The sequence below is a fragment of the Curtobacterium sp. MWU13-2055 genome (assembly GCF_023242305.1).
GTDB lineage: Bacteria > Actinomycetota > Actinomycetes > Actinomycetales > Microbacteriaceae > Curtobacterium.
The window spans coordinates 281491-302110 of the sequence record NZ_JALLIO010000004.1 but is presented as its reverse complement, the minus strand read 5'-3'; the positions used below and the strand labels follow the sequence as shown (position 1 = coordinate 302110).

The following is a 20620-nucleotide window of genomic DNA, read 5'->3' as shown; positions in this document are numbered from 1 at the left end:
CCGAGTGTTCCGCAACGACCAGAAAGGCGGCGTGAGATGCCCGCGAAGGAGTACGGGATCTTCCTCCCGATCGGCAACGGCGGGTGGATGCTCTCCACCACGGCACCCCACCCCGAGGCGACCTACGCGTGGAACAAGCGCGCGGCGCTGCACGCCGAGACGATCGGCCTGGACTTCGTGATGTCGATGGCGAAGTGGCGCGGCTTCGGCGGCTCCACCGACCACTGGGGCCGCTCCCTGGAGTCGATGACGATGATGGCCGGCATCGCCGAGGCCACCGAGCGGGTCAAGATCTGGGCGACCATGCACGCCAACGTCCACAACCCGGCGGTCGCCGCGAAGATGTACACGACGCTGCAGGACGTCTCCGGCGGCCGGGCCGGCATGAACATCGTCAACGGCGCCTACGCGGCGGAGTTCGAGCAGTTCGGGATCTGGGACGCGGCCCTCAGCCACGCCGACCGGTACCGGATGACGGAGCTCTGGACCGAAGCGGTCACGCGCCTGTGGACCGAGGACAGCGTGACGATGCACACGCCGTACTTCGACCTTGACGCGTGCGAGTCCCGCCCCCACCCCGCATCGCGGCCGACCATCATCAGCGCCGGCAAGTCCGAGGCGGCCCGGGCGTTCCAGGCGAAGCACGCCGACGGCGCCTTCCTGGCAGCGGACAGCCTGGACGAGATGCGCGACCTGTCCCGCGACGTCCACGACCGCGCCGCCGCCGAGGGACGCGAGTGCCGCACCTACTCGATGCTCACGGTCGTGCAGGGCGAGACCGACGCCGCCGCGCAGCGGAAGGTGCGCGAGTGGGGTGCCGGCGTCGACCGCGAAGCACTGGCCTCGATGCGGGCGTCGTGGGGCGTCCCCGCCGAGCAGGCGCGTGCCTGGGCGGACGGTGCTGCCGGTGAGGACGCGTTCCAGACCGCGTACGTCGCCGGGTCCGCCGAGACCGTCACCGAGCACATCGAGTACATCGTCGACCGGGGCGAGCTCGACGGCCTGATGCTGATCTTCCCCGAGTACGACCAGGACATGGTGCTGTTCGGGGAGACCGTCCTGCCGGCGCTCCGCCAGCACGACGCGGCGGTCGTCCGGTGACCGGGGCACTCGACGCGGGTCGCGACCCGCGGCTCGCGCAGTTGCTGTCCGCTCCGCTCCGCCCCGCGCTCGTCGTCGTCGACGTGCAGCGCGACTTCGGTGAGCCGGCGCGGATCGCCCCGTACGGACTCGACGACCGCGCGTCCGTCGCCGTGGACGCCGCCGTCACCCGCATCGGCTCGCTCGTCGACGAGGCCCGCGCAGCGGGCGTCCCCGTCGTCTGGGTCGAACTCGGCAGCGACCCGGCCCGGCCGTGGCGCTCCAGCACGTGGCTGCGCGGCGGTGACCCGGACGGCCCGGTGCCGGACGACGAGCCCTGCCGGATCGGCACGGAGGGCGCCGAGTGGTACCGCACGGCGCCCGAGCCCGGTGAGACACGCGTCGTAAAGCGCGGCTACAGCGGGTTCCTGGGCACCGACCTGGAGGCCCGGCTCACCGCCGCAGGGATCGGCTGGGTCACCGTCGTGGGACTCACGACCGAGTGCTGCGTCCTCGCCACCGCACAGGACGCGATGCAGCTCGGCTGGCCCGTGGTCGTCCCGCAGGACGCCACCGCCGCGTACGACACCGACGTGCACGACGCCGCACTCACCCTGATCGACCTCAACGTGGGCGTCGTGACCGACGCCGACGAGACGGTGGCGCTGTGGCACGCTGCTGCTGATGCGTCTGCGTCTGCGTCTGCGTCTGCGTCTGCGTCCGTTTCGCCGGTGGGTGCCCGATGAGCGGCATGCACCTGGCCTACGACCTGTCCTTCACCCACACCGAGGGGCGGTGGGCAGCGGCCGGCAGCTGGGTCGGCCAGGACTTCCCCGACGTCCGCATGTACATGGAGGTCGCCCGGACCGCCGAGCGCGCAGGCGTGGACCTGCTGTTCTTCGGCGACGGGTCCGGTGTGCCGAGCACGTGGCGCGGCAGCATCGACCCGGCCGTCGAGTGGGGCATCCAGTGGCCCCGGCAGGACATGTCGCCCGTGATCGCCGCGATGTCCACCGTCACGGAGCACATCGGGTTCGGGCTCACCTACTCGTCCACGTTCACCCACCCCTTCTCCGTCGCCCGACTGCTCAACTCGCTCGACCACGTCACCGGCGGGCGGATGGCGTTCAACGTCGTCGCCTCGTCGCGGGGCGCGGACGCGGCGAACTACGGGTCCGACCACCTGATCGACCACGACCTGCGGTACGAACGGATGGAGGAGTTCATCGGCGTCTGCCGTGCGCTCTGGGACTCCGTCGCCCCCGACGCGATCGTCCGCGACCGCGCGACCGGCCGGTTCGCCGACCCGGCCGGGGTGCACCCGATCGACCACGACGGCCGCTTCTTCAAGGTGCGCGGCCCGCTCGCGAGCGTCCCGAGTCCGCAGCGGCACCCCGTCGTCGTGCAGGCCGGCAACTCGCCGCGCGGCATCGCCGCCAGTGCGTCGTTCGCCGACCTGGTGTTCGGGTTCGGGTCGAGCGTCGCCGGACAGCTCCGGCACCGGAACGCCCTCGACGCAGCGCTCACCGACGCCGGTCGGGACCCGTCCGGCGTCGGGATCCTCTGGGCGACCCAGGTCATCGTCGGCGCCACCGACGCCGAGGCCGCCGCCCGCCGTGACTCGCTGCTGTCGTTCTGGAACCGCGAGGCCGTCGGCACCTTCATCTCGCACAACGCCGGGTACGACTTCTCCACGCTCCCGGAGACGTTCCGCCTCGGCGAGCTGCGCGACGAGATCGTCGCCGCGCAGGCGAGCCCGGCCGGCCTGGTCGGCAGCCTGGTCGCCGAGTTCGGCGAGGACCACACCATGGACCGCGACGACTTCTTCGAGCACGGCTGGCGTGCCGCGACGGGCCTCGACCACATGCTGGTCGGCGACGCCGCGGGGGTCGCCGACGCCCTGCAGGCGAACTTCGCGGCCACCGGCGGACGCGGCGGCTACATGCTGTCCAGCCCGCTCGGCATGCCCACCGGGTTCGCCGACCTGAGCGAGCTGCTCGTGCCGGAGCTACGTGCCCGAGGTGCCCTGGCGCCCCGGTACCCGGGGTCGACGCTCCGCGAGAACCTGGCGGTGTGAGGTGACCGCGGCCCGTCGGTGGCTCGCGCTCGGCGGGCTCTGCCTCGGCTTCTTCATGCTGCTGCTGGACAGCACGATCGTGTCCGTCGCCCTGCCGGACATCGGCAGCGACCTCGGCACCGACGCGTCGCTGTCGGTCTGGGTGAACAGCGCCTACCTGTTCGCGTTCGCCGTGCCGCTCCTCGTCGCCGGACGGCTCGGCGACCGCTTCGGTCACCGCCGGGTCTACCTGCTCGGGCTCGCGGTGTTCACCGTCGCGTCGGTCGGGTGCGCGTTCGCACCGGGGATCGGCGCGCTCATCGTCTGGCGCGCCGTGCAGGGCGTCGGTGCCGCGCTGCTGACACCCCAGTGCCTGACCGTGATCCGCTCGTTGTTCGAACCACCCCGGCTCGCCGTCGCGCTCGCCGTCTGGAGCGCCGGTGGCGGTGCGGCGACCGTCGCCGGCCCGATCGTCGGCGGCGTGCTCGTCGAGGCGTGGGGGTGGCCGTCGGTCTTCCTGGTGAACGTGCCCGTCGGCATCGTCACCGCCGTCGCCGTGCTGCGGTTCGTGCCGGTGTCCCGACGCATCGCGGTGCCCCTGCCGGTGCTCGCCGTCGTCGGGGTGACCGCCGGGGTGTTCGCGGTGGTCGTCGGTGTCCAGGGAACGGGCGACGGCGTCCTCGCCGCACCCCTGCCGAGGGTCGGTCTGGTGGTGCTCGGCGCACTCGTCGTCGCCGCGGTGCTCACGGTGCAGCGCCGCGCGGGGGACCGGGCGCTCGTCCCGCTCGGGTTGTTCGGTGACCGCGGGTTCGTGACCGGTTCGTGGGGCGCGACCGCCGCGTCGTTCTGCGTCGGCTCTGCCCCGATCCCGCTCATGCTCGACCTGCAGGACGGACGTGGTCTCGGACCGGGGGCCGCGGCCCTCGTGCTCGTGCCGATGGGGGTCGCCTGCCTGGCCGCCGCACCGTTCGTCGGCCGCACGACGAACACCGCGGGCCCCCGTGCGACGGCGACCATCGGCGCCGTCCTGCTCGTCGTCTCGGTGGCACTGACCGCCGTGCTCATCGGGACCGCCGCACCCCTCTGGGCGGTGGCGACGGCGTTCACCGGCTTCGGGGTCGCGAACGCGTTCGTCTGGTCGCCGTTCTCGCTCGCGGCGGTGCTCGGGGCCGGACCGGCGACCATCGGTGCGGCGTCGAGCACCTTCAACACCGTGAAGCAGCTCGGTGCCGTCCTGGGCAGCACGGTGACCGCGGTGCTGCTCGCGGTGTCGACCGACGCGGTGGCCCTCGGCGCCCTGGCGCTGGCGGCCCTCGGGGCACTCGTGGCGGCGGCGTCCCTGCCAGGGCGAGCGCCGGCGGTCCTGACCGGCGCGGTCGTGCACGGCGCCGGGGTCGGGCACGGGCTCGGGTTCCCGACCGCCAACATGCTGCCCGACGACGCGGGCGCTGTTCCGTCGGACGGGGTCTACGTCGGCTGGCTCACCGCGCCGACGTGGTCCGGTGCCCGTGAGGCGCTCGTGTCGATCGGCAGCAACAGCACCTTCGCCGACCGGCCGCGCACCGTCGAGATCCACGTGCTCGACTTCGACGGCGACCTGTACGGCACCCCCGTCGAGCTCACCGTCGGTCGTCGGCTCCGGCGGCAGCGCACGTTCCCCGGGCCGGACGCCCTCGTCGCCGCGATGCGTGCCGACGAGCGCCGTGCCCGCACCCTGCTCGCCCGCTCCTGAACGAAGGAACCACCATGCAGCACGACTTCACCGACGACCCGCTCGACATCCGCGAGGCGATCGCCGAGGTCCCCTCCGTCGTGGCCGCCATCGCCGCACGGGTCGAGGGCGTGCCGGTCGTCATGGTGGCGACGTCGTTGACCGTCGGGGTCTCGTACGACCCGCCGCTCGCGACGATCGCCGTGCAGCACTCGTCGACGACCTGGCCGGACCTGGCCGGTGCGCCGGTGCTCGGCATCTCCGTCCTCGCCGAGGGCCACGCGGCGCAGACCCGGCAGCTGGCCTCCCGCGACCGGGCACAGCGACTGGTCGGCGTGCCGCACGTCGACACCGGGTCGGGTGCCGTGCTGCTCGACGGCGCGCACTCGTGGCTGGAGTGCTCGGTCGAGGCCGTCCACCGTGCGGGCGACCACGACATCGTGGTGCTGCGGGTGCTCCGCTTCGCCCGCGACTCCGCCAACGCCGCGCTCGTGTGGCACCGGCCAGCTCGGCGGCGAGCAAGCGTCGCCACCGCCTGACGTTCTTTCCCAGAACGCGTGCGATGGGAAGCGGAATCGGGCGCACCTGGTCAGAAGTTCCGACCCGGTACGCCCGAAACGACTCGGTACGCTCCGCGCGGCGGCCCGCACGACCCCCTCAGGACGCCAGCGCCGCCATCTCGCGCACCACGGCCCGGAGCCGCACCGCGAGCTCGTCGTTGTTCCGCACGGAGTCGCGGTGGGCGGCCTCGCTGAGCGCCGACATCACGAGCGTCACCGCCGTGCGAGCGGTCTGGTCGTCGGTCCTGGTGCCCACGACGCTGAGCAGGGACTGGCGCGACTCGGCCATCCACTGCATCACCATCGACGACATCTCGGGCCGGAGGACCAGCAGCTCCTTCATCCGGCGGCGGTCCTGGGACAGCGGTACGGTCGCCGCGACGAGGGTGCAGAGGTCGTCGACCAGGCCGCCACGAGCCTCGGTGAACCATGCTGCGGAAGGCTCCGGGACCTCGACGGAGTCGAGTCCGAGGGCGGCGTGCGCCTTGGACGAGAAGTAGTTGAAGAAGGTGCGGGGCGAGACGTCGGCATCGGCGCAGATCTGCTCGATGGTGACGCCGTCCAGCCCGTGCGCGGACACCAGCGTCAGGGCCGCGTCGTGCAGCGCCTGCCGGGTCTGCTGCTTCTTGCGCTCCCGCAGGGTGCACGGCTCCGTCGCCACTGCAGCTGCCGGGGTGGTGATCACGTGGACTCCTGGTGGTGGGGGTTGGTGGGCCGCCCGTGCCGGAAAGGGGGCACGGCACGGACGGCCCGGTCGGTCACCGACGGTGCGTCGGCGTGGATCCGGTCGAGCCCGAGCCGGTCGAACCCGAGCCGGTCGGCACCGATCCGGTCGGCACGGACCCGGTCATCGGACCGGTGAACGAGCCGGCGTCGGCAGCGGCAGCGCCGGCTTCGGCCTCGAGCTGGGCCTCGGCGGACAGGTCGGCACGCTCCTGCAGGGCGGAGCGCTGACGCAGCGGCGGCACCCGGAAGAACCAGGTGAGCACGAACGCGAGCAGGATCACGCCGAGGCCGACCCAGTAGATCGTCACCGACGAGGCGTTGAAGCCCGCCATGAACGGCCGGGTCAGGCGGCTGTCGGCACCGGTCAGGAACGACGTGTCGTTCGTGCTGGTGGCACTGTCGCTCGTGGTGTTGCCGTCGTCGATCTTCTTCGCGAGCTCCGGGGTGAGCTCGTCGACCCAGTACGAGCGCTGCGAGGCGTTCGACCAGTCGACGGACACGGTGCCGTCCTGCACGCTGGCGTGTGCCTGGTCGGCGACCTGCTCGAGTGCGGACTGCTCCGCCGCCGGCGTCGCCGCTGCGACCTGCTGGTCGATGACGGACTGGGCCGAGGCGGCGGGGACCGCACCGGCGGCGACCTGCTGCTGCACGGCTGCCGTGACCTGCTCGGTGACCGCGGCGTCGGCGGCCTGCGTCGCCTTCGCGGAGGCAGCGTCGAGCTGGGACTGCACGGTCTTCGTCAACGGGGTGACGACGGGCGTCCAGATCTTGTCCATCGCGCCCTGGTTCGCCTTCGCGCTGGCGACGGTGGGGTTGAGCGCGGCGTCGAGCGCCGGGCCGAGGTCCTTCTCGTTCGCGGTCGCGTGCAGGATGTTCGCCGGCATCACCGAGAACAGGATGGACAGCAGCACGGCGGTGCCGAGCGTTCCACCGATCTGGCGGAAGAACGTGGCGGACGACGTGGCGACGCCCATGTCACGGGCCTCGACGGAGCCCTGCGAGGCCAGGGTCAGCGACTGCATGACCGAGCCGAGGCCGAGGCCGATCAGGAACATGCCGATCATCAGGAACCAGAGCGGCTTGTCGATCGACATGAAGGTCAGGACGACGTAGCCGGCGGACACGAGCGCGGTGCCGATGACCGGGAAGATCCGGTAGCGGCCGACGCGGGCGACGATCTGACCGCTCGTGATCGAGGCGATCATGAGACCGCCGACCAGGGGCAGCGTGGCGAACCCGGACTCGGTCGGGGTGAGCCCCACGACGATCTGCAGGTAGAGCGGGATGGTGAGCATCGCACCGAACATCGCGAAGCCGACCAGGAACCCGATGACGGTCGCCATCGAGAACGTGCCCGAGCGGAAGAGCTTGAGCGGGATGATCGCCGCGTCGCCCATCTTCGACTCGATGAGCAGCAGCCCGACCAGGCCGACGACCCCGACGACGTAGCAGGCGATGGCGGCGGGGGAGCCCCAGCCCCAGATGCGGCCCTGTTCGGCGACGAGCAGCAGCGGCACGAGGGTGACGATGACGGCGGTCGCGCCCCACCAGTCGACCTTGGGCTTCGCGTCGTCGGCACTGTGCACCTTCGGCAGGTGCAGGAAGACGATGACCATGAGGAGCGCGGCGACACCGATCGGCACGTTGATCAGCAGGACCCAGCGCCATCCCGTGATCCACAGGATCTCGGAGGAACCGGCGAGCAGCCCACCGATGAGCGGCCCGATGACGGACGAGATGCCGAACACGGCGAGGAAGTAGCCCTGGTACTTGGCACGTTCGCGCGGGGCGAGGATGTCGCCCATGATCGCGAGCGGCAGCGACATGAGCGCACCGGCACCGATGCCCTGCACGGCGCGGAAGGCCGCGAGCATGAGCATCGAGGTGGACATCGACGACAGGACGGCGCCGAGGATGAACACGACGATGCCGAAGATGTAGAGGGGCCGGCGGCCGAAGATGTCGGAGAGCTTGCCGTAGATCGGCGTCGCGATCGTCGAGGTGATCAGGTAGGCCGTGGTGACCCAGGCCTGCTGGTCGAGGCCGTGCAGGTCGTCGCCGATGGTGCGGATCGCCGTGCCGAACACCGTCTGGCCGAGGGACGACAGGAACATGCCCGCCATCAGGCCGTAGATCACCAGGAGGATCTGGCGGTGGGTCATCAGGGGCTGCGGGCCGGTCCCGCCGGAGGCTGCTGGGGCCTCGGCGGTGTGCCGACCGTGCTGCACCTGGACGGGTGCGGTGGCGGTCATCGAACTCCTTTTTCGTGCTGTGTAACTTTGCAGACCGCGCAACGATACATCTGTTGCTTCCAGCAAGCAACTAAATGTGCCCACTACGCTGACTCCATGTCCGACGAGCGGCGTGCTGCCGAGCGACTCCTGCGATCCCAGCTGGACCGGCTGTGGGTCCGGCAGACCCTGCGTTCCTCGCTCATCGAGTCCAGCGGCGGCCTCGACCCGACCGCGCGGGTGATCCTGCGAGCCGTCGCCGGTCACGGACCCGTCCGTGCGACCGCGATCGCCGACGCGACGGGCCTGTCCCGCCCGGTGATCAGTCGCCGGGTGGCGTCGCTGGTCGAGGCCGAGCACCTGGTCGGCTCGCCGGACCCCGCCGACGGCCGAGCGACCCTGGTCTCGCTCGCACCCGCGGGCAAGCAGTTGCTCGACCAGCTCGACGCCGCCGGTGCCGAGGTCTTCGACGACCTCACCGAGGAGTTCGCCTCGGACGAGCTGCGCTCGCTCGCCGAGATGCTCACGCGACTGAACGACCGGGCCGACGCGGTCCTCGGGATCGGCACCACGCGCCCGTGACGTGACCAACAAGAGGACGGGAGGCGCGGGGCGGGCCCGCCCCGTTCCTCCCGTCCGCACGCCCCCCGGTCACTGCGGAGCGTGCATTCGAGATACCGTTGGTGTATGAGCACGGACACCGCCACCACCACCGAGACCACCGACGAGGGGCCCGTGGTGACCTTCGCCGATCTCGGCCTGAGCGATGCTGTGCTCAAGGCCGTCAAGGACATCGGCTACGAAACCCCTTCCGCCATCCAGGAAGCCACCATCCCCACACTGCTCGACGGCCGCGACGTCGTCGGCCTCGCGCAGACCGGAACCGGCAAGACCGCCGCCTTCGCGCTGCCGATCCTGTCCCGCATGGAGCCCGGCAGCAAGAAGCCGCAGGCCCTCGTGCTGTCCCCGACGCGTGAGCTCGCCCTGCAGGTGTGCGAGGCGTTCGAGCAGTTCGCGTCGCACATGAAGCACGTCCACGTCCTGCCGGTCTACGGCGGTCAGGCGTACGGCGTGCAGCTGTCCGCCCTGCGCCGCGGCGTCGACGTCATCGTCGGCACCCCCGGTCGCATCATGGACCACCTGGCGAAGGGCACGCTCGACCTGTCCGAGCTGAAGTACCTCGTGCTCGACGAGGCCGACGAGATGCTCAAGATGGGCTTCGCCGAGGACGTCGAGACGATCCTGGCGGACACCCCCGACGACAAGCAGGTCGCCCTGTTCTCGGCGACCATGCCCGCCCAGATCCGCCGCATCTCGCAGCAGTACCTGACGGACCCGGCCGAGATCACCGTCAAGACCAAGACGAAGACCGCCGCGAACATCACGCAGCGCTACCTGATGGTCTCGTACCCGCAGAAGGTCGACGCCCTGACCCGCATCCTCGAGGTCGAGGACTTCGAGGGCATGATCATCTTCGTCCGCACCAAGAGCGAGACCGAGACCCTGGCCGAGAAGCTCCGTGCCCGTGGTTACGCCGCAGCCGCCATCAGCGGTGACGTCGCCCAGGCCCAGCGCGAGCGGACCGTCAACCAGCTGAAGTCCGGCAAGCTCGACATCCTCGTCGCCACGGACGTCGCCGCCCGTGGCCTCGACGTCGACCGCATCACCCACGTCGTGAACTACGACATCCCGGTCGACATCGAGTCCTACGTGCACCGCATCGGCCGCACGGGTCGTGCCGGCCGCTCGGGCGACTCGATCAGCTTCGTCACCCCCCGCGAGCGTCGCCTGCTCTCCGCGATCGAGCGCCACACGAAGCAGCCGCTCACCCAGATGCAGCTGCCGACGATCGACGACGTCAACGAGACGCGCCTGACCCGCTTCGACGACGCGATCACCGCGGCGCTCGAGGACCAGGGTCGCATCGCCGCCTTCCGCGACGTCATCGCGCACTACGTCGAGCACCACGACGTCCCCTCGGACGACGTCGCCGCCGCCCTGGCCGTCGTGGCGCAGGGCGACTCGCCGCTGCTCCTGACCGCAGCCGATGACGCCCTCCGCACGCAGATGGAGCGCGACGCCCGCCGTGGGGAGCGCGACGACCGCGGTGCACGTGACGACCGTGGGTCGCGCAGCGATCGTGGTGGCGACCGTGGTGGCGACCGGGACCGTGCGCCCCGCCGTTCGCAGCCGATGACCGCCTACCGCATCGAGGTCGGCCGCCGTCACCGCGTCGAGCCGCGCCAGATCGTCGGCGCCCTCGCCAACGAGGGTGGCCTGCGCCGCGACGACTTCGGTGCGATCCGCATCCAGCCGGACTTCTCCATCGTCGAGCTGCCCGCCGACATGGACGGCGGCGTGCTCGACCGCCTGACCGACACCCGGATCAGCGGCAAGCTCATCGAGATCAAGCCCGACCGCCGTGGTGGCGGCCGCCGCGACGAGCGTCCGGAGCGCAAGCCGCGCTACTGACGCGAGTCGCGTCGTCGACGCAAGTTGCGTCCTGGACGCGACCACCTCTTGACGGGAGGCACGGTGCCAGCTGGCACCGTGCCTCCCGTCCGTCGTCCGGTCGCGTCTCAGGCCGCGGGCCGCCCCGCGTACCGGCGGTGCGTCACAAGCCTTGCGGTGCGGGGAACCGCAGATCACGCTCGGATCCGTTCCCCTGGCGCCCGAGCGGTGCTGTGATACCTGGAGCCGTGACGCAGGGAGCCGCGGAGAAGGCAGGGGAACGAACGTGTACCGAGCACTCATCACCGTCGCAGCAGCGGCGGCGCTCGTCATCGGGGGAGTGGCGCCGGCGACGGCAGCCCCCTCGTCCTCGGCGCCCGGAGCGCCCACCACCGTCCGGGTCACCGGAGCCGGCGACAGCGCGACCGTGACCTGGGGCGCCCCGAAGTCCGGCGCGAAGGTGACCGGTTGGAAGGTCACGATCGCCCCCGCGCAGCAGCAGCCCGGCAACGGCGTCGACCGGCTGCCGGCGAAGGCGCGGTCCGACCGCTTCGGTGACCTGACGCCGAAGACGACCTACAAGTTCTCGGTCCGGGCGATCGGCGCGAAGAAGTCCGGCCGCACGATCCTGGTCCGCTACACCACGCCGTCCGTGGTCGACACGACGCAGTCGCTGTTCGCCCTCGACGCGTCCGGCAACGTCGTGCGGTTCGCCGAGGACGGTTCCGGCGCTGGGAAGGTCGTCGCGGCCAACGGGACGGGTTTCGCCGCGGACGACGTCGGCGACGTGTTCACCCCCTCGGCGGACCTGACCTCGATCCTGTTCCACCCCGCCGACAGCAGCGCGACGCGGACGCTGGCGACCGGGCTGCACCTGACCCCCGACCTGCGCTCCGACGTCGCCGGCAACCTGTACTGGATCGACTCGGTGACGGGTGCCGTGCAGAAGCTCCCCGTCGGCAGCTCCACCGCGACGACCGTGCTCGACCTGACTGCCACGGGCAGCGGCCAGCGGTTCTGGACCGTCACCCCCGACGGCAAGGTCGTCGCCGTCGGTGGTTCGCAGATCTCCCCGATCGTCGTGGGCACCGGCACGAGCCCACGGGCGATCACCCTCCCCGGCAGCTCCGGTGTCGGGTACCCCGCAGCGGTCCTCGCCGACTCGCACGGCAACGTGTACGTCGACATCCGCTCGCCCGGTGGCGCCGGCTCGTGGGCCTGGTACCAGCTGAAGCCGGGCGCCACGGCGCTGACGCGGATCGAGCCCCGGCTGGCGTTCGAGTACGCGGCCGCCAACGCCGACGGGTTCTCGCTGCTGCAGTCCGCCGAGTGGTGCAGCGCCCCCGCCGAGTACCCGACCAGCCCGGCCGGCTGCAAGGTCGACCGCACAATCCCGGACAAGCTCGTGGTCGGCTCCAGTGGGAAGTCCACCGTGGCGGTCTCCGGCATCACGGCGGGGTCGCGCGGGGCGAACACGGGTGCCGCCTCCGACGACGGCGACGTGTTCGCGAACGTCGACAGCGGGCCCTCGGCCGGGCTGTGGCGCGTGCCGGCCTCCGGCGGGGCTGCGCAGCAGCTGTCGTCGGCGCAGTACTCGCGGCTGCTGGTGATCTGACCGGCAGACCGAGGCAGGACGGGGTGGGACGCAACGGCGCGTCCCACCCCGTCCTGTGTTCCGGGCGGCGGGCGCGGGCGTCGTGCGGCGGGGTGGGGTGGGCGCGGGCGTCGTGCGGCGGGGCCCGCGGTTCCGAAATCTTGGAGTGTCGGCGCTCTTTCTGCCGCTCCGTGGAACCTCGGCGGCACACCGGCGGCATGTCGTGGAACCTCGGCGGCGCCGCAGCCCGCCGCCCCCAGCCCGCCTCACGCCACCCCCACCACGGTCCGGCGACACACCTCGTCCCACGGGGTCGGCTCGATGCCGAACACCGCGCGACTCTCGGCATCGTCGACCACGTACGGCGCAGTCCACTGGTAGCTCATCTCGGCGAGCTCCCGCATCATCGGCGACACGACCCCGAGCGCACGGATCGCCCCCGCGGGCATCCGGTGGACGGGCACGGGTGCCTTGCCCGCCGCTGCCAGCACCTCGGTCAGCGCCTGCCGCTGGGTGCGAGGAGCGTTGCTCGGCACCATCCACGTGCGGCCGTGCGCGCCCTCGTCCGAGGCCGCCGCCACCAGCGTCCTGGCGACGTCGAGCACGTCGGTGAAGGTGTGCGGCAGGTCGGTCCTGCCGATCATCGTCACGGCCTTCCCCTGCAGTGCGGCCGGCAGCACCCGCGTGACGTGTCCGTTCGCCCCGATGCCCGGCCCGACGTAGTCCGAAGCCCGGACCTCGACCGTGCGGATGCGTCCGGCACGGTGCGCGGCCAGGGCGTCGGCCCACAGCCGTGCGCGCAGGATCCCCTTGTGGTCGGTCGCCGCGTCCGGGGTGTCGGCGCGCATCGGGCCGTCGACCGGGCCGTACGGGTACAGGTTCCCGGTGATGGCGTAGACGGCTCCGGTCCGCTCGGCAGCGGTCAGCATCGACGCCGCGAGCGGTGGCCAGGTGCGCTCCCACTGGGTGTAGTCGCCGGGGTTCGCGCAGTTGTACAGCACGGCGGCGCCGTCGGCTGCCCGGGTGAGGGCCTCGGCGTCGGAGGCGTCGAGCGCGAGGTGATCGACCCCTGACAGGCCGGTGTCCCGACCCGAGCGGGTGGCGACGGTGACGTGCTCGCCGCGCTCGGCGAGCAGCGCGGCGACGTGGCGGCCCACCGGGCCGGCGCCGATGACGAGGTGGTTGTGCGACATGGTCCCTGCTTCCGTTCTGGTTGCGAGAGCGGTGCTCTCGCAACCAGGATGCGCGCTCGGACACGAAAAAGCAAGAGCACTGCTCTCATTTGTGTGCAGTGCTCTCGTGTGGCATGGTGACCGGATGACACTGACAGCACGCGAGCTCGCCCGGCAGACGATCCGGGCGGACATCCTGGCCGCCGCGCGCACCCGCCTCACCGACGAGGGGCCCGCAGCGCTCAGCCTCCGAGCCGTCGCCCGCGACGTCGGCATGGTGTCGTCCGCGGTGTACCGGTACTTCCCGAGTCGCGACGACCTGCTCACCGCGCTGCTCATCGTCGACTACGACGAACTCGGCGCAGCGGTCGAGGCTGCTGACGCCGCGGCCGGCCCGGAACCGGGTGCACGCTGGGTCGCCGCGTGCCGCGCGATCCGGTCATGGTCCGTCGCGCACCCGGGCGACTTCGCGTTGCTGTTCGGGTCGCCCGTGCCGGGCTACGCCGCACCGCGCGAGACGGTCGTGCCCGCCGCGCGGACGACGCTCGCGCTGGTGCGGGTGGTGGCCGATGCGGTCGCGCCCGGCGGCGACGTCACGTCGGCGTCGGGGGCGGACGGGAGGCCCGGATCACCCGCCGCGCCCACGGCGGCTCCCGGGGTGGCCGGTCCCGCCGTCGCGGACGCAGTGACCACCCTGCGGTCGTTCGGCATCGCGCTGCCCGACGAGGTCCTGGTCCGCACCCTGATGGCCTGGTCGACGGTGTTCGGGACGATCTCGTTCGAGCTCTTCGGCCACTTCGTCGGCTCGGTGTCCGACGGCGCCGCCTACTTCGACCAGGTGATCGCGCGGCTCGCCGACGACCTCGGGTTCGCCGCCACGTTCTGACCCGGTCCTGCGGTCGCCCCGAGCCGTTGTCCACGACTCGCACTCGGGGCCTGACAGAGTGCTGGTCACTGCGGTAGACAGGTCCCTACGCCGAGGTCGTGCCCGACGACCGGAGCGGACGGCCGGCACGGTGCCCCCTGGGCAGCGGCCGGACGGCACCACACCCGGGCGTGCGCTGCGGCCGGGGCTCGCGCGGATCAGGAGGCACCCTTGCGACGCAGCTCGGCCGGCGACCCCGCAGACGGAGTGACCGGGTGACGGCGCTCGACGTCAGCCGCCAGGACCGCCGCCGGCTCACCACCGGCACGGCTCGCCGACGACTCGTCACGGTGCGCACGGTCGCACTCCTGGCGTCGATCGCCGGTGTGAACTACGTCGTCTGGCGCTGGGCCGCCTCGGTGAACTGGCACTCCTGGTGGATCGCCGTGCCGCTCATCCTGGCCGAGACCTACAGCGTCATCGACTCGCTCCTGTTCGCGTTCGGGGCGTGGCGGTTGCGCGAGCGTGGCGAGCCCCCGACGAAGCCGTCCTCCGACGTCACGGTCGACGTCTTCATCACCACCTACAACGAGCCCGTCGAGATGGTCGTGCGCACGGCCCGTGCGGCGCAGGCGATCACGCACCCGCACACGACGTGGATCCTCGACGACGGCAACCGCCCCGAGATGCGTGCGGCCGCCGAATCGCTCGGCATCGGTGTCATCACCCGCGGTGCCGACTGGATCGATCGTCCCCGGCACGCCAAGGCCGGCAACCTCAACAACGCCCTGCTCGCGACCCAGGGCGAGTTCCTGCTCATCCTCGACGCCGACCAGGTACCAGAGCCCGGCATCCTCGACCGCACGCTCGGCTACTTCAAGGACTCGCGGATGGCGCTCGTGCAGACGCCGCAGTGGTTCGAGAACGTTCCGGAGGCGGACCTGCTCGGCAGTCAGGCGCCGCTGTTCTACGGGCCGATCCAGCAGTCGAAGGACGGCTGGAACGCCGCCTTCTTCTGCGGGTCGAACGCGATCCTGCGGCGCGAGGCACTGATGCAGCTCGGCATCTCCCGCTACGTGGTCGAGGTCGAGGCCTCGGTGCAGCGCACGATCACGACGTCGCGGAAGCTGCTGGCCCGTGCCCGTGAGACCGAGACGGACCCGCGGGTGCTCGGCGCCCTGGACGAGGCCGAAGCCGTCGTCGACCGCGCCCGCGACCAGGCCCGGGCCGGCGAACCGCTCGGCGACGTCACCTACGCGTTCCAGCGGGGGATCGACACGATCGCCTTCCGGTTCGCCGCCGCCGACCTCGAGTCGGTGCGGAACGACCTGCAGGAACTCGCCGCGATGTCGACCGACGCGAACACCTTCGCCGGGCTCGACGACGCCGCGCTCGACGTGCTCGGGCGGCGCGACGCATCGCCCGTGGCGGCCATCGAGTCGATCGCGGTCCTCGCACGGGCACTCGACGTCAACCGCGACGACGAGGCGCAGCCGATCATGCCGCTGGCGACGATCTCGGTGACCGAGGACATGGCGACCGCCATGCGGCTGCACGGGCTCGGCTGGAAGTCGGCGTACCACGACGAGATCCTGGCGAAGGGCCTGGCGCCGGAGGACCTGCCGACCATGCTCGTGCAGCGGCTCCGCTGGGCGCAGGGCACCATGCAGGTGTTCTTCCGCGAGAACCCGCTGGTGCAGAAGGGCCTGTCCTGGGGCCAGCGCCTGATGTACTTCTCGACGATGTGGAGCTACCTGTCCGGGTTCGCCGCGATCGTCTACATCGCGGCCCCGGTGCTCTGCCTGTCGTTCGGCGTCGTCCCGGTGCAGGCCTACAGCGTCGACTTCTTCGCCCGGCTGATCCCGTTCCTCGTGCTCAACCAGCTGCTGTTCTGGGTGGTGGCCGCCGGCAGACCCACGTGGCGCGGGCAGCAGTACTCGCTCGCGCTGTTCCCGGTGTGGATCGAGGCGGTGACGAGTGCGTTCGAGAACGTGTTCCGCGGCAAGCCGCTCGGGTTCCGGGTCACGCCGAAGGTGCGCGACGAGACCGAGCAGAAGCCCCGGTGGGACCTCGTCAAGCCGCAGCTCATCGCGATGGGGGCGCTGGTCGCGGCACTGCTCCTGATCGGCATCCGCTACCTGACCGGGCAGGCGTCGGGCATCGCGCCGCTCGTCAACACCGCGTGGGTCGTCTTCGACCTGTTCATCTTCAGCATCGTGATCCGGGCCGTGCTCTACCGCGGCCCGGGCACGGGAGTCCAGTCAGAGCACGAGTCGAGCACCGCCGGAGGACCACTGTGAGCGCCGAGACCACCTTCGACGTCGCCGCGACGCCCGTGTCGCTCGACGAGGTCCAGGATCGCTTCGGCGCCTGGTGGGACGGGCTCGGCATCGACGATGCCCGGCTCCGCTTCGCGCTGGAGACCGCGCTGGCCGAGGTCGCCGCGAACATCGTCGAGCACACCGCGCGTTCCGACCAGGAGGCCGGTCGGCGCTACACCGTGCGACTCGAGTCGACCGACCGGGCGCTCACCGCGGAGCTCACCGACAACGGTCTGCCCGTGGACATCGACCTGAGCGCCGTCACGATGGCCGATGTCGAGCAGGAGAGCGGACGCGGCCTGGCGCTCGCGATCGCCGCCCTCGACCGGCTGGAGCACCGGCACGAGCACGGACACAACGTCTGGACGCTGGTGTGCGACCGGTGAGGCTGCTGGCGGCCCGCGTGGTCGCCGTCCTCGTCACGATCGCGACACTCCTGCTCGGCGGTGCACTGCCGGCGTCCGCGGTGACGGTGCACACGGCCGCGGCGACGGAGCCGGCGAGCGGGACGACCTGGTTCGGCCCGGACCTCGACTGGGGCGACGACTCCCCGGCGGGGTACGAGGGACGGCTCGGTGCGACGCCGTCGATGTACGGGGTGGAGGTCGACTACCCGCTCGACCGCTCGGCCCGGCGGGAGCTCCTCCGTGCGACGCGTGCCGCGGCGACGCAGGGCGCGGTCCTCGTCGTGAGCCTCGAGCCCGGGCTGTCGCTCCGGTCACTGGACGAGGCGGACGCCCGCGCCGGGAACACCGTGTTCCAGGAGATCCACGACCAGTACGACACCCAGGTGCTCGTGCGGTTCGCGCCGCAGATGAACGGCACGTGGGTGCGCTGGGGGCAGCAGCCGACCCAGTTCGTGCAGGCGTTCCGGACGCTCGCGACCGCGGTGCACGGCGGCGACTCCGACGCGCGCATGGTGTGGTCGCCGTCGTACGGCGCCGGGTACCCGTTCGGCGGGTCCGCGGGACGTCTGGCGGACCTCTCCGCGACCGACGTCGCGAAGCTCGACACCAACGGCGACGGCGAGCTGACCGCGGCCGACGACCCCTACGAGCCGTACTGGCCAGGCGACGCCTCGGTGGACTGGGTCGGCTTGTCGATGTACTACTTCGGCAAGGGCAAGTCGACCGAAGCCGCCGGTCGTGACGTCCCCCTCACCCGCAACGACGTGCCGGAGCGCGGCGAGGTCGAGTCCCGGTTCGACGAGACGTGGGGCTACGAGCAGCAGCAGGCGGACAGCTTCTACGACCGCTTCGCCGTCGACGGTGACCGGTCGATGCTGCTCGACACCGGTGCGCTGTACGACCACACCCGCCGGGGCGATGCGGAGCTCCCGGTCAAACAGGGCTGGTGGCGGCAGGTGATCACCTCGGTCCAGGACCGCCCGTTGATCCGGGGCGTGACCTTCCTCGAGACGAACCGCCGCGAGCCCGAGGCCGGCAACCGTGTCGCCGACTGGCGCGACACCGCGGTGCCGGGGATCGCCGGTTCGTTCCGCACCGACCTCGAGCGCGGCGACCACTTCGCCTTCGGGCCCGTCACCGACCGCATCACCACGCAGCAGGGCAACGCCGCGACCGACCAGCAGTACGACACCGGCGGCGACCAGATGGCGTGGATCGTCTGGGTCGCCGTGGGCCTGGCGGTGGTGTTCCTGCTGAGCGGGCTGTTCGGGCGGTTGCTGCCGAGCTGGCGCTATCCCGACGACGGGAAACCCGGGCGCGACCTGCGGCTCGACCTGTTCCGCGGGTTCATCATCCTGGCGGTGGTGATCACCCACATCGAGATCGGCGGGCCGTACTCGTACCTCACGCTGCACGCGGTCGGTGCGATCACCGGCGCCGAGATGTTCGTGTTCCTGTCCGGCATGGTCCTCGGCATGACGTACCCGTTCGCCATCAAGAAGTTCGGCGAGTGGGCGGCCGCGATCGGGGCGTGGAAGCGTGCCCGCAAGCAGTACCTCGTCACGCTCGTGGTGATCGCGGTCGTCTTCGCGCTGAGCTTCGTCCCGTTCCTGAACACCGACGCGATCACGACGTTCACCGACCGGGGGACCGGAACCGGGGGCGTCGGTGCCGAGGGCCGGGTGTACGACCTGTACCCGAACGCGATGCAGCTGCTCGGTTACCCGCCGCCGTGGTACGCCATCCGACAGTTCCTGCTGCTCGAGATGGGCCCGTGGCCGTTCAACATCATGGGTCTGTTCGTGGTGCTGAGCCTGTTCATCCCACCGCTGCTCTGGCTGATCCGCCGCGGCTTCTGGTGGGTGGTGTTGGTCGTGAGCTGGGTGCTGTACGTGTTCCAGGCCCTCAACCCGGAGTTCCGCCCGCTGAACTCGCAGTTCGAGGCGGTGTTCCCGCTGCTCACCTGGCAGGTCGTGTTCACCCACGGCCTCGTGCTCGGGTACTACCGACGGCAGATCATCGGCGCGCTCACCGGGCGGCTCGGCAAGATCCTGGTCGGCATCGGTGTCGGCGGCTACGCGGCGTTCCTGGTGTACGTCTGGGCGGCGAACCACGCCGGCTTCACACCGGTGCCGTTCCCGGCGTCGATGTACGAGGACCTGTACAACACGGCGTACCAGCGGGTGGACCTGCAGTGGGGCCGACTGGTCGACATCGCGTTCTTCGCGATCGTGTCGTACGCGATCCTGACGGTGTTCTGGAAGCCGATCTCGGCGGCGATCGGGTGGCTCTGGATCCCGATCGGGCAGGCGAGTCTCTACGTCTTCGTGTGGCAGGTCTTCTTCGCGCTGGCGATCGCGTCGATCCCGGGCGTCCCGTGGGGCGACTTCTGGATCGGCTTCGTGGTGCACTCGGCGTTGATCCTGCTGGCCTGGTACATGGTCCGCAAGAAGTTCCTGTTCTCGGTCATCCCGCGCTGACGCGACCGCGGGACGGACGGGAGGCCCGTGGCGGCGTCGCCACGGGCCTCCTGTCCCGCTCCGGGTCGCGTCAGCGGACCGCGACCACCAGCGGCGTCGGGTCCACCGGGTCCGGCGGCACCGGCAGGGAGCCACGGATCTGGTTCTGCGCCTGGCACTGGCTCGTGCAGTTGGTGGCACCCTGCGACAGCTCGACGGCGTCCTCGCCGAGCACGCCTCCGAGCCGACCACCGGGCTGGACGGTCCACGTGGTGGTCGTCGCGGTCTGCGACGTCTTCGTGGCGACCTGCGGGCTGTCCTTGCCGAGGAGCATCTGGTGCGAACCACTGCCGGACGCCACGGCCGCGACGCCGTCGCCGAAGTTGATCTTGCCCGTGTACGGGTTCGTGAAGTAGACGAGTCCCGCACCGAGCGTGTGCGTGAACGTCACCGGGCCGGCGAACTCGGTCTCCATCTGGAAAACGCCGCCCTGGGCGCCGTCCTTCGCCTGGACCTTGAGCTTGCCGGCGGCGGTGGCGAAGATCGCGACGAGGGTGTCGTCCTTGACGTCGAGCGAGGACAGCTTGGTGCTGGCGAGCTGCGCGGCGGTGAGCGAGGGGACCTTCGACGCGAACACGACGGTGGGCTTCGTCACCATCCGCTGCGTGTCGGGCGCGCCGGTGAGCGTGTAGTCGTACACACCGAGGTCGGCGATGCGGATGTCGAAGCCGTTGTGCTTGCCACGGACCTTGATCGAGCCCGAGACGGCGACGTCCTTGACCTTGAAGTCCTTGCCCACTGCGGGGTTCGTCGTGGTCCCGTTCACCGTGACGGCGTAGTCGCCACCGGTCGAGGTCTTGCCGGACGCGTTCGCGGGGGAGACCCCGACGAGGGCGGCTGCGGCCACGGCGCCGAGGGAGACCGCGGCGGCGATGCCGGTGAGTCGGCGGCGGGAACGCCGGGTGGTGGGGGATGCCGTGTGCATGG

At 71.3% G+C, this 20620-nt stretch carries 16 protein-coding genes; 12 read left to right on the top strand and 4 right to left on the bottom strand.

Annotated features, from left to right (window positions below; genetic code table 11):
- Positions 1–36: 36 nt before the first annotated feature.
- From M4960_RS11545 to M4960_RS11525, 5 genes are read left to right on the top strand one after another with little or no spacing between them, the layout of a single operon-like run.
- A complete protein-coding gene (locus M4960_RS11545) occupies positions 37–1101 on the top strand; it encodes an LLM class flavin-dependent oxidoreductase (protein WP_111086881.1) in 1065 nt (354 codons plus the stop codon).
- Positions 1098–1826, top strand: a complete 729-nt coding sequence (locus M4960_RS11540; protein WP_248704298.1) for a cysteine hydrolase family protein — start codon at positions 1098–1100, stop codon at positions 1824–1826. The genes M4960_RS11545 and M4960_RS11540 overlap by 4 nt, the downstream gene beginning before the upstream one ends.
- A complete protein-coding gene (locus M4960_RS11535) occupies positions 1823–3157 on the top strand; it encodes an NtaA/DmoA family FMN-dependent monooxygenase (RefSeq protein WP_248704297.1) in 1335 nt (444 codons plus the stop codon). Before M4960_RS11540 ends, M4960_RS11535 begins: the two co-directional genes overlap by 4 nt.
- 1 nt (position 3158) lies before the next feature.
- A complete protein-coding gene (locus M4960_RS19770; RefSeq protein ID WP_248704296.1) occupies positions 3159–4868 on the top strand; it encodes an MDR family MFS transporter in 1710 nt (569 codons plus the stop codon).
- Between the two features lie 14 nt (positions 4869–4882).
- Positions 4883–5386, top strand: coding sequence for a flavin reductase family protein (locus M4960_RS11525; RefSeq protein ID WP_248704295.1), 504 nt, complete (start codon positions 4883–4885; stop codon positions 5384–5386).
- Positions 5387–5504: 118 nt separating this feature from the next.
- Here the strand turns inward: M4960_RS11525 and M4960_RS11520 are convergent, their stop codons facing one another.
- Both M4960_RS11520 and M4960_RS11515 read right to left on the bottom strand, forming a co-directional pair.
- Entirely contained in the window at positions 5505–6092 is a 588-nt protein-coding gene (locus tag M4960_RS11520) for a TetR/AcrR family transcriptional regulator (RefSeq protein ID WP_123939119.1), read from the bottom strand.
- Between the two features lie 73 nt (positions 6093–6165).
- Positions 6166–8385 carry an MDR family MFS transporter gene (locus tag M4960_RS11515; RefSeq protein WP_248704294.1) on the bottom strand — a complete coding sequence of 740 codons (2220 nt, stop codon included), beginning with the start codon at positions 8383–8385 and terminating at the stop codon, positions 6166–6168.
- A gap of 96 nt (positions 8386–8481) precedes the next feature.
- Here M4960_RS11515 and M4960_RS11510 point away from each other — a divergent pair, with 96 nt between their 5' ends.
- The 3 genes from M4960_RS11510 (at position 8482) to M4960_RS11500 (ending at position 12430) form a co-directional block, all read left to right on the top strand.
- The gene (locus M4960_RS11510; protein WP_159573991.1) at positions 8482–8946 is read left to right on the top strand and encodes a MarR family winged helix-turn-helix transcriptional regulator; all 465 of its coding nucleotides are present in this window, start codon (positions 8482–8484) and stop codon (positions 8944–8946) included.
- Positions 8947–9051: 105 nt separating this feature from the next.
- Positions 9052–10836: a DEAD/DEAH box helicase gene (locus M4960_RS11505; RefSeq protein WP_248704293.1), complete on the top strand. Its 1785-nt coding sequence runs from the start codon at positions 9052–9054 to the stop codon at positions 10834–10836.
- Between the two features lie 265 nt (positions 10837–11101).
- The gene (locus M4960_RS11500) at positions 11102–12430 is read left to right on the top strand and encodes a fibronectin type III domain-containing protein (protein ID WP_248704292.1); all 1329 of its coding nucleotides are present in this window, start codon (positions 11102–11104) and stop codon (positions 12428–12430) included.
- Between the two features lie 245 nt (positions 12431–12675).
- Here the strand turns inward: M4960_RS11500 and M4960_RS11495 are convergent, their stop codons facing one another.
- Complete coding sequence (locus M4960_RS11495; protein WP_248704291.1) at positions 12676–13602, bottom strand: NAD-dependent epimerase/dehydratase family protein; 927 nt, start codon at positions 13600–13602, stop codon at positions 12676–12678.
- A 124-nt stretch (positions 13603–13726) separates the two neighbouring features.
- Between M4960_RS11495 and M4960_RS11490 the strand changes: the two genes are divergently transcribed.
- The 4 genes from M4960_RS11490 (at position 13727) to opgC (ending at position 19654) form a co-directional block, all read left to right on the top strand.
- Positions 13727–14467, top strand: coding sequence for a TetR/AcrR family transcriptional regulator (locus tag M4960_RS11490; protein ID WP_248704290.1), 741 nt, complete (start codon positions 13727–13729; stop codon positions 14465–14467).
- Positions 14468–14721: 254 nt separating this feature from the next.
- On the top strand, positions 14722–16746 hold the full coding sequence (locus M4960_RS11485; RefSeq protein WP_374202958.1) for a glycosyltransferase: 2025 nt from the start codon (positions 14722–14724) through the stop codon (positions 16744–16746).
- The gene (locus tag M4960_RS11480; protein WP_111084901.1) at positions 16743–17153 is read left to right on the top strand and encodes an ATP-binding protein; all 411 of its coding nucleotides are present in this window, start codon (positions 16743–16745) and stop codon (positions 17151–17153) included. Before M4960_RS11485 ends, M4960_RS11480 begins: the two co-directional genes overlap by 4 nt.
- A complete protein-coding gene (gene opgC, locus M4960_RS11475; protein ID WP_248704289.1) occupies positions 17150–19654 on the top strand; it encodes an OpgC domain-containing protein in 2505 nt (834 codons plus the stop codon). The genes M4960_RS11480 and opgC overlap by 4 nt, the downstream gene beginning before the upstream one ends.
- Positions 19655–19724: 70 nt before the next feature.
- On the opposite strand, the gene M4960_RS11470 is transcribed toward opgC, so the two are convergent.
- A complete protein-coding gene (locus M4960_RS11470; protein ID WP_173170638.1) occupies positions 19725–20618 on the bottom strand; it encodes a hypothetical protein in 894 nt (297 codons plus the stop codon).
- Between the last annotated feature and the right edge of the window lie 2 nt (positions 20619–20620).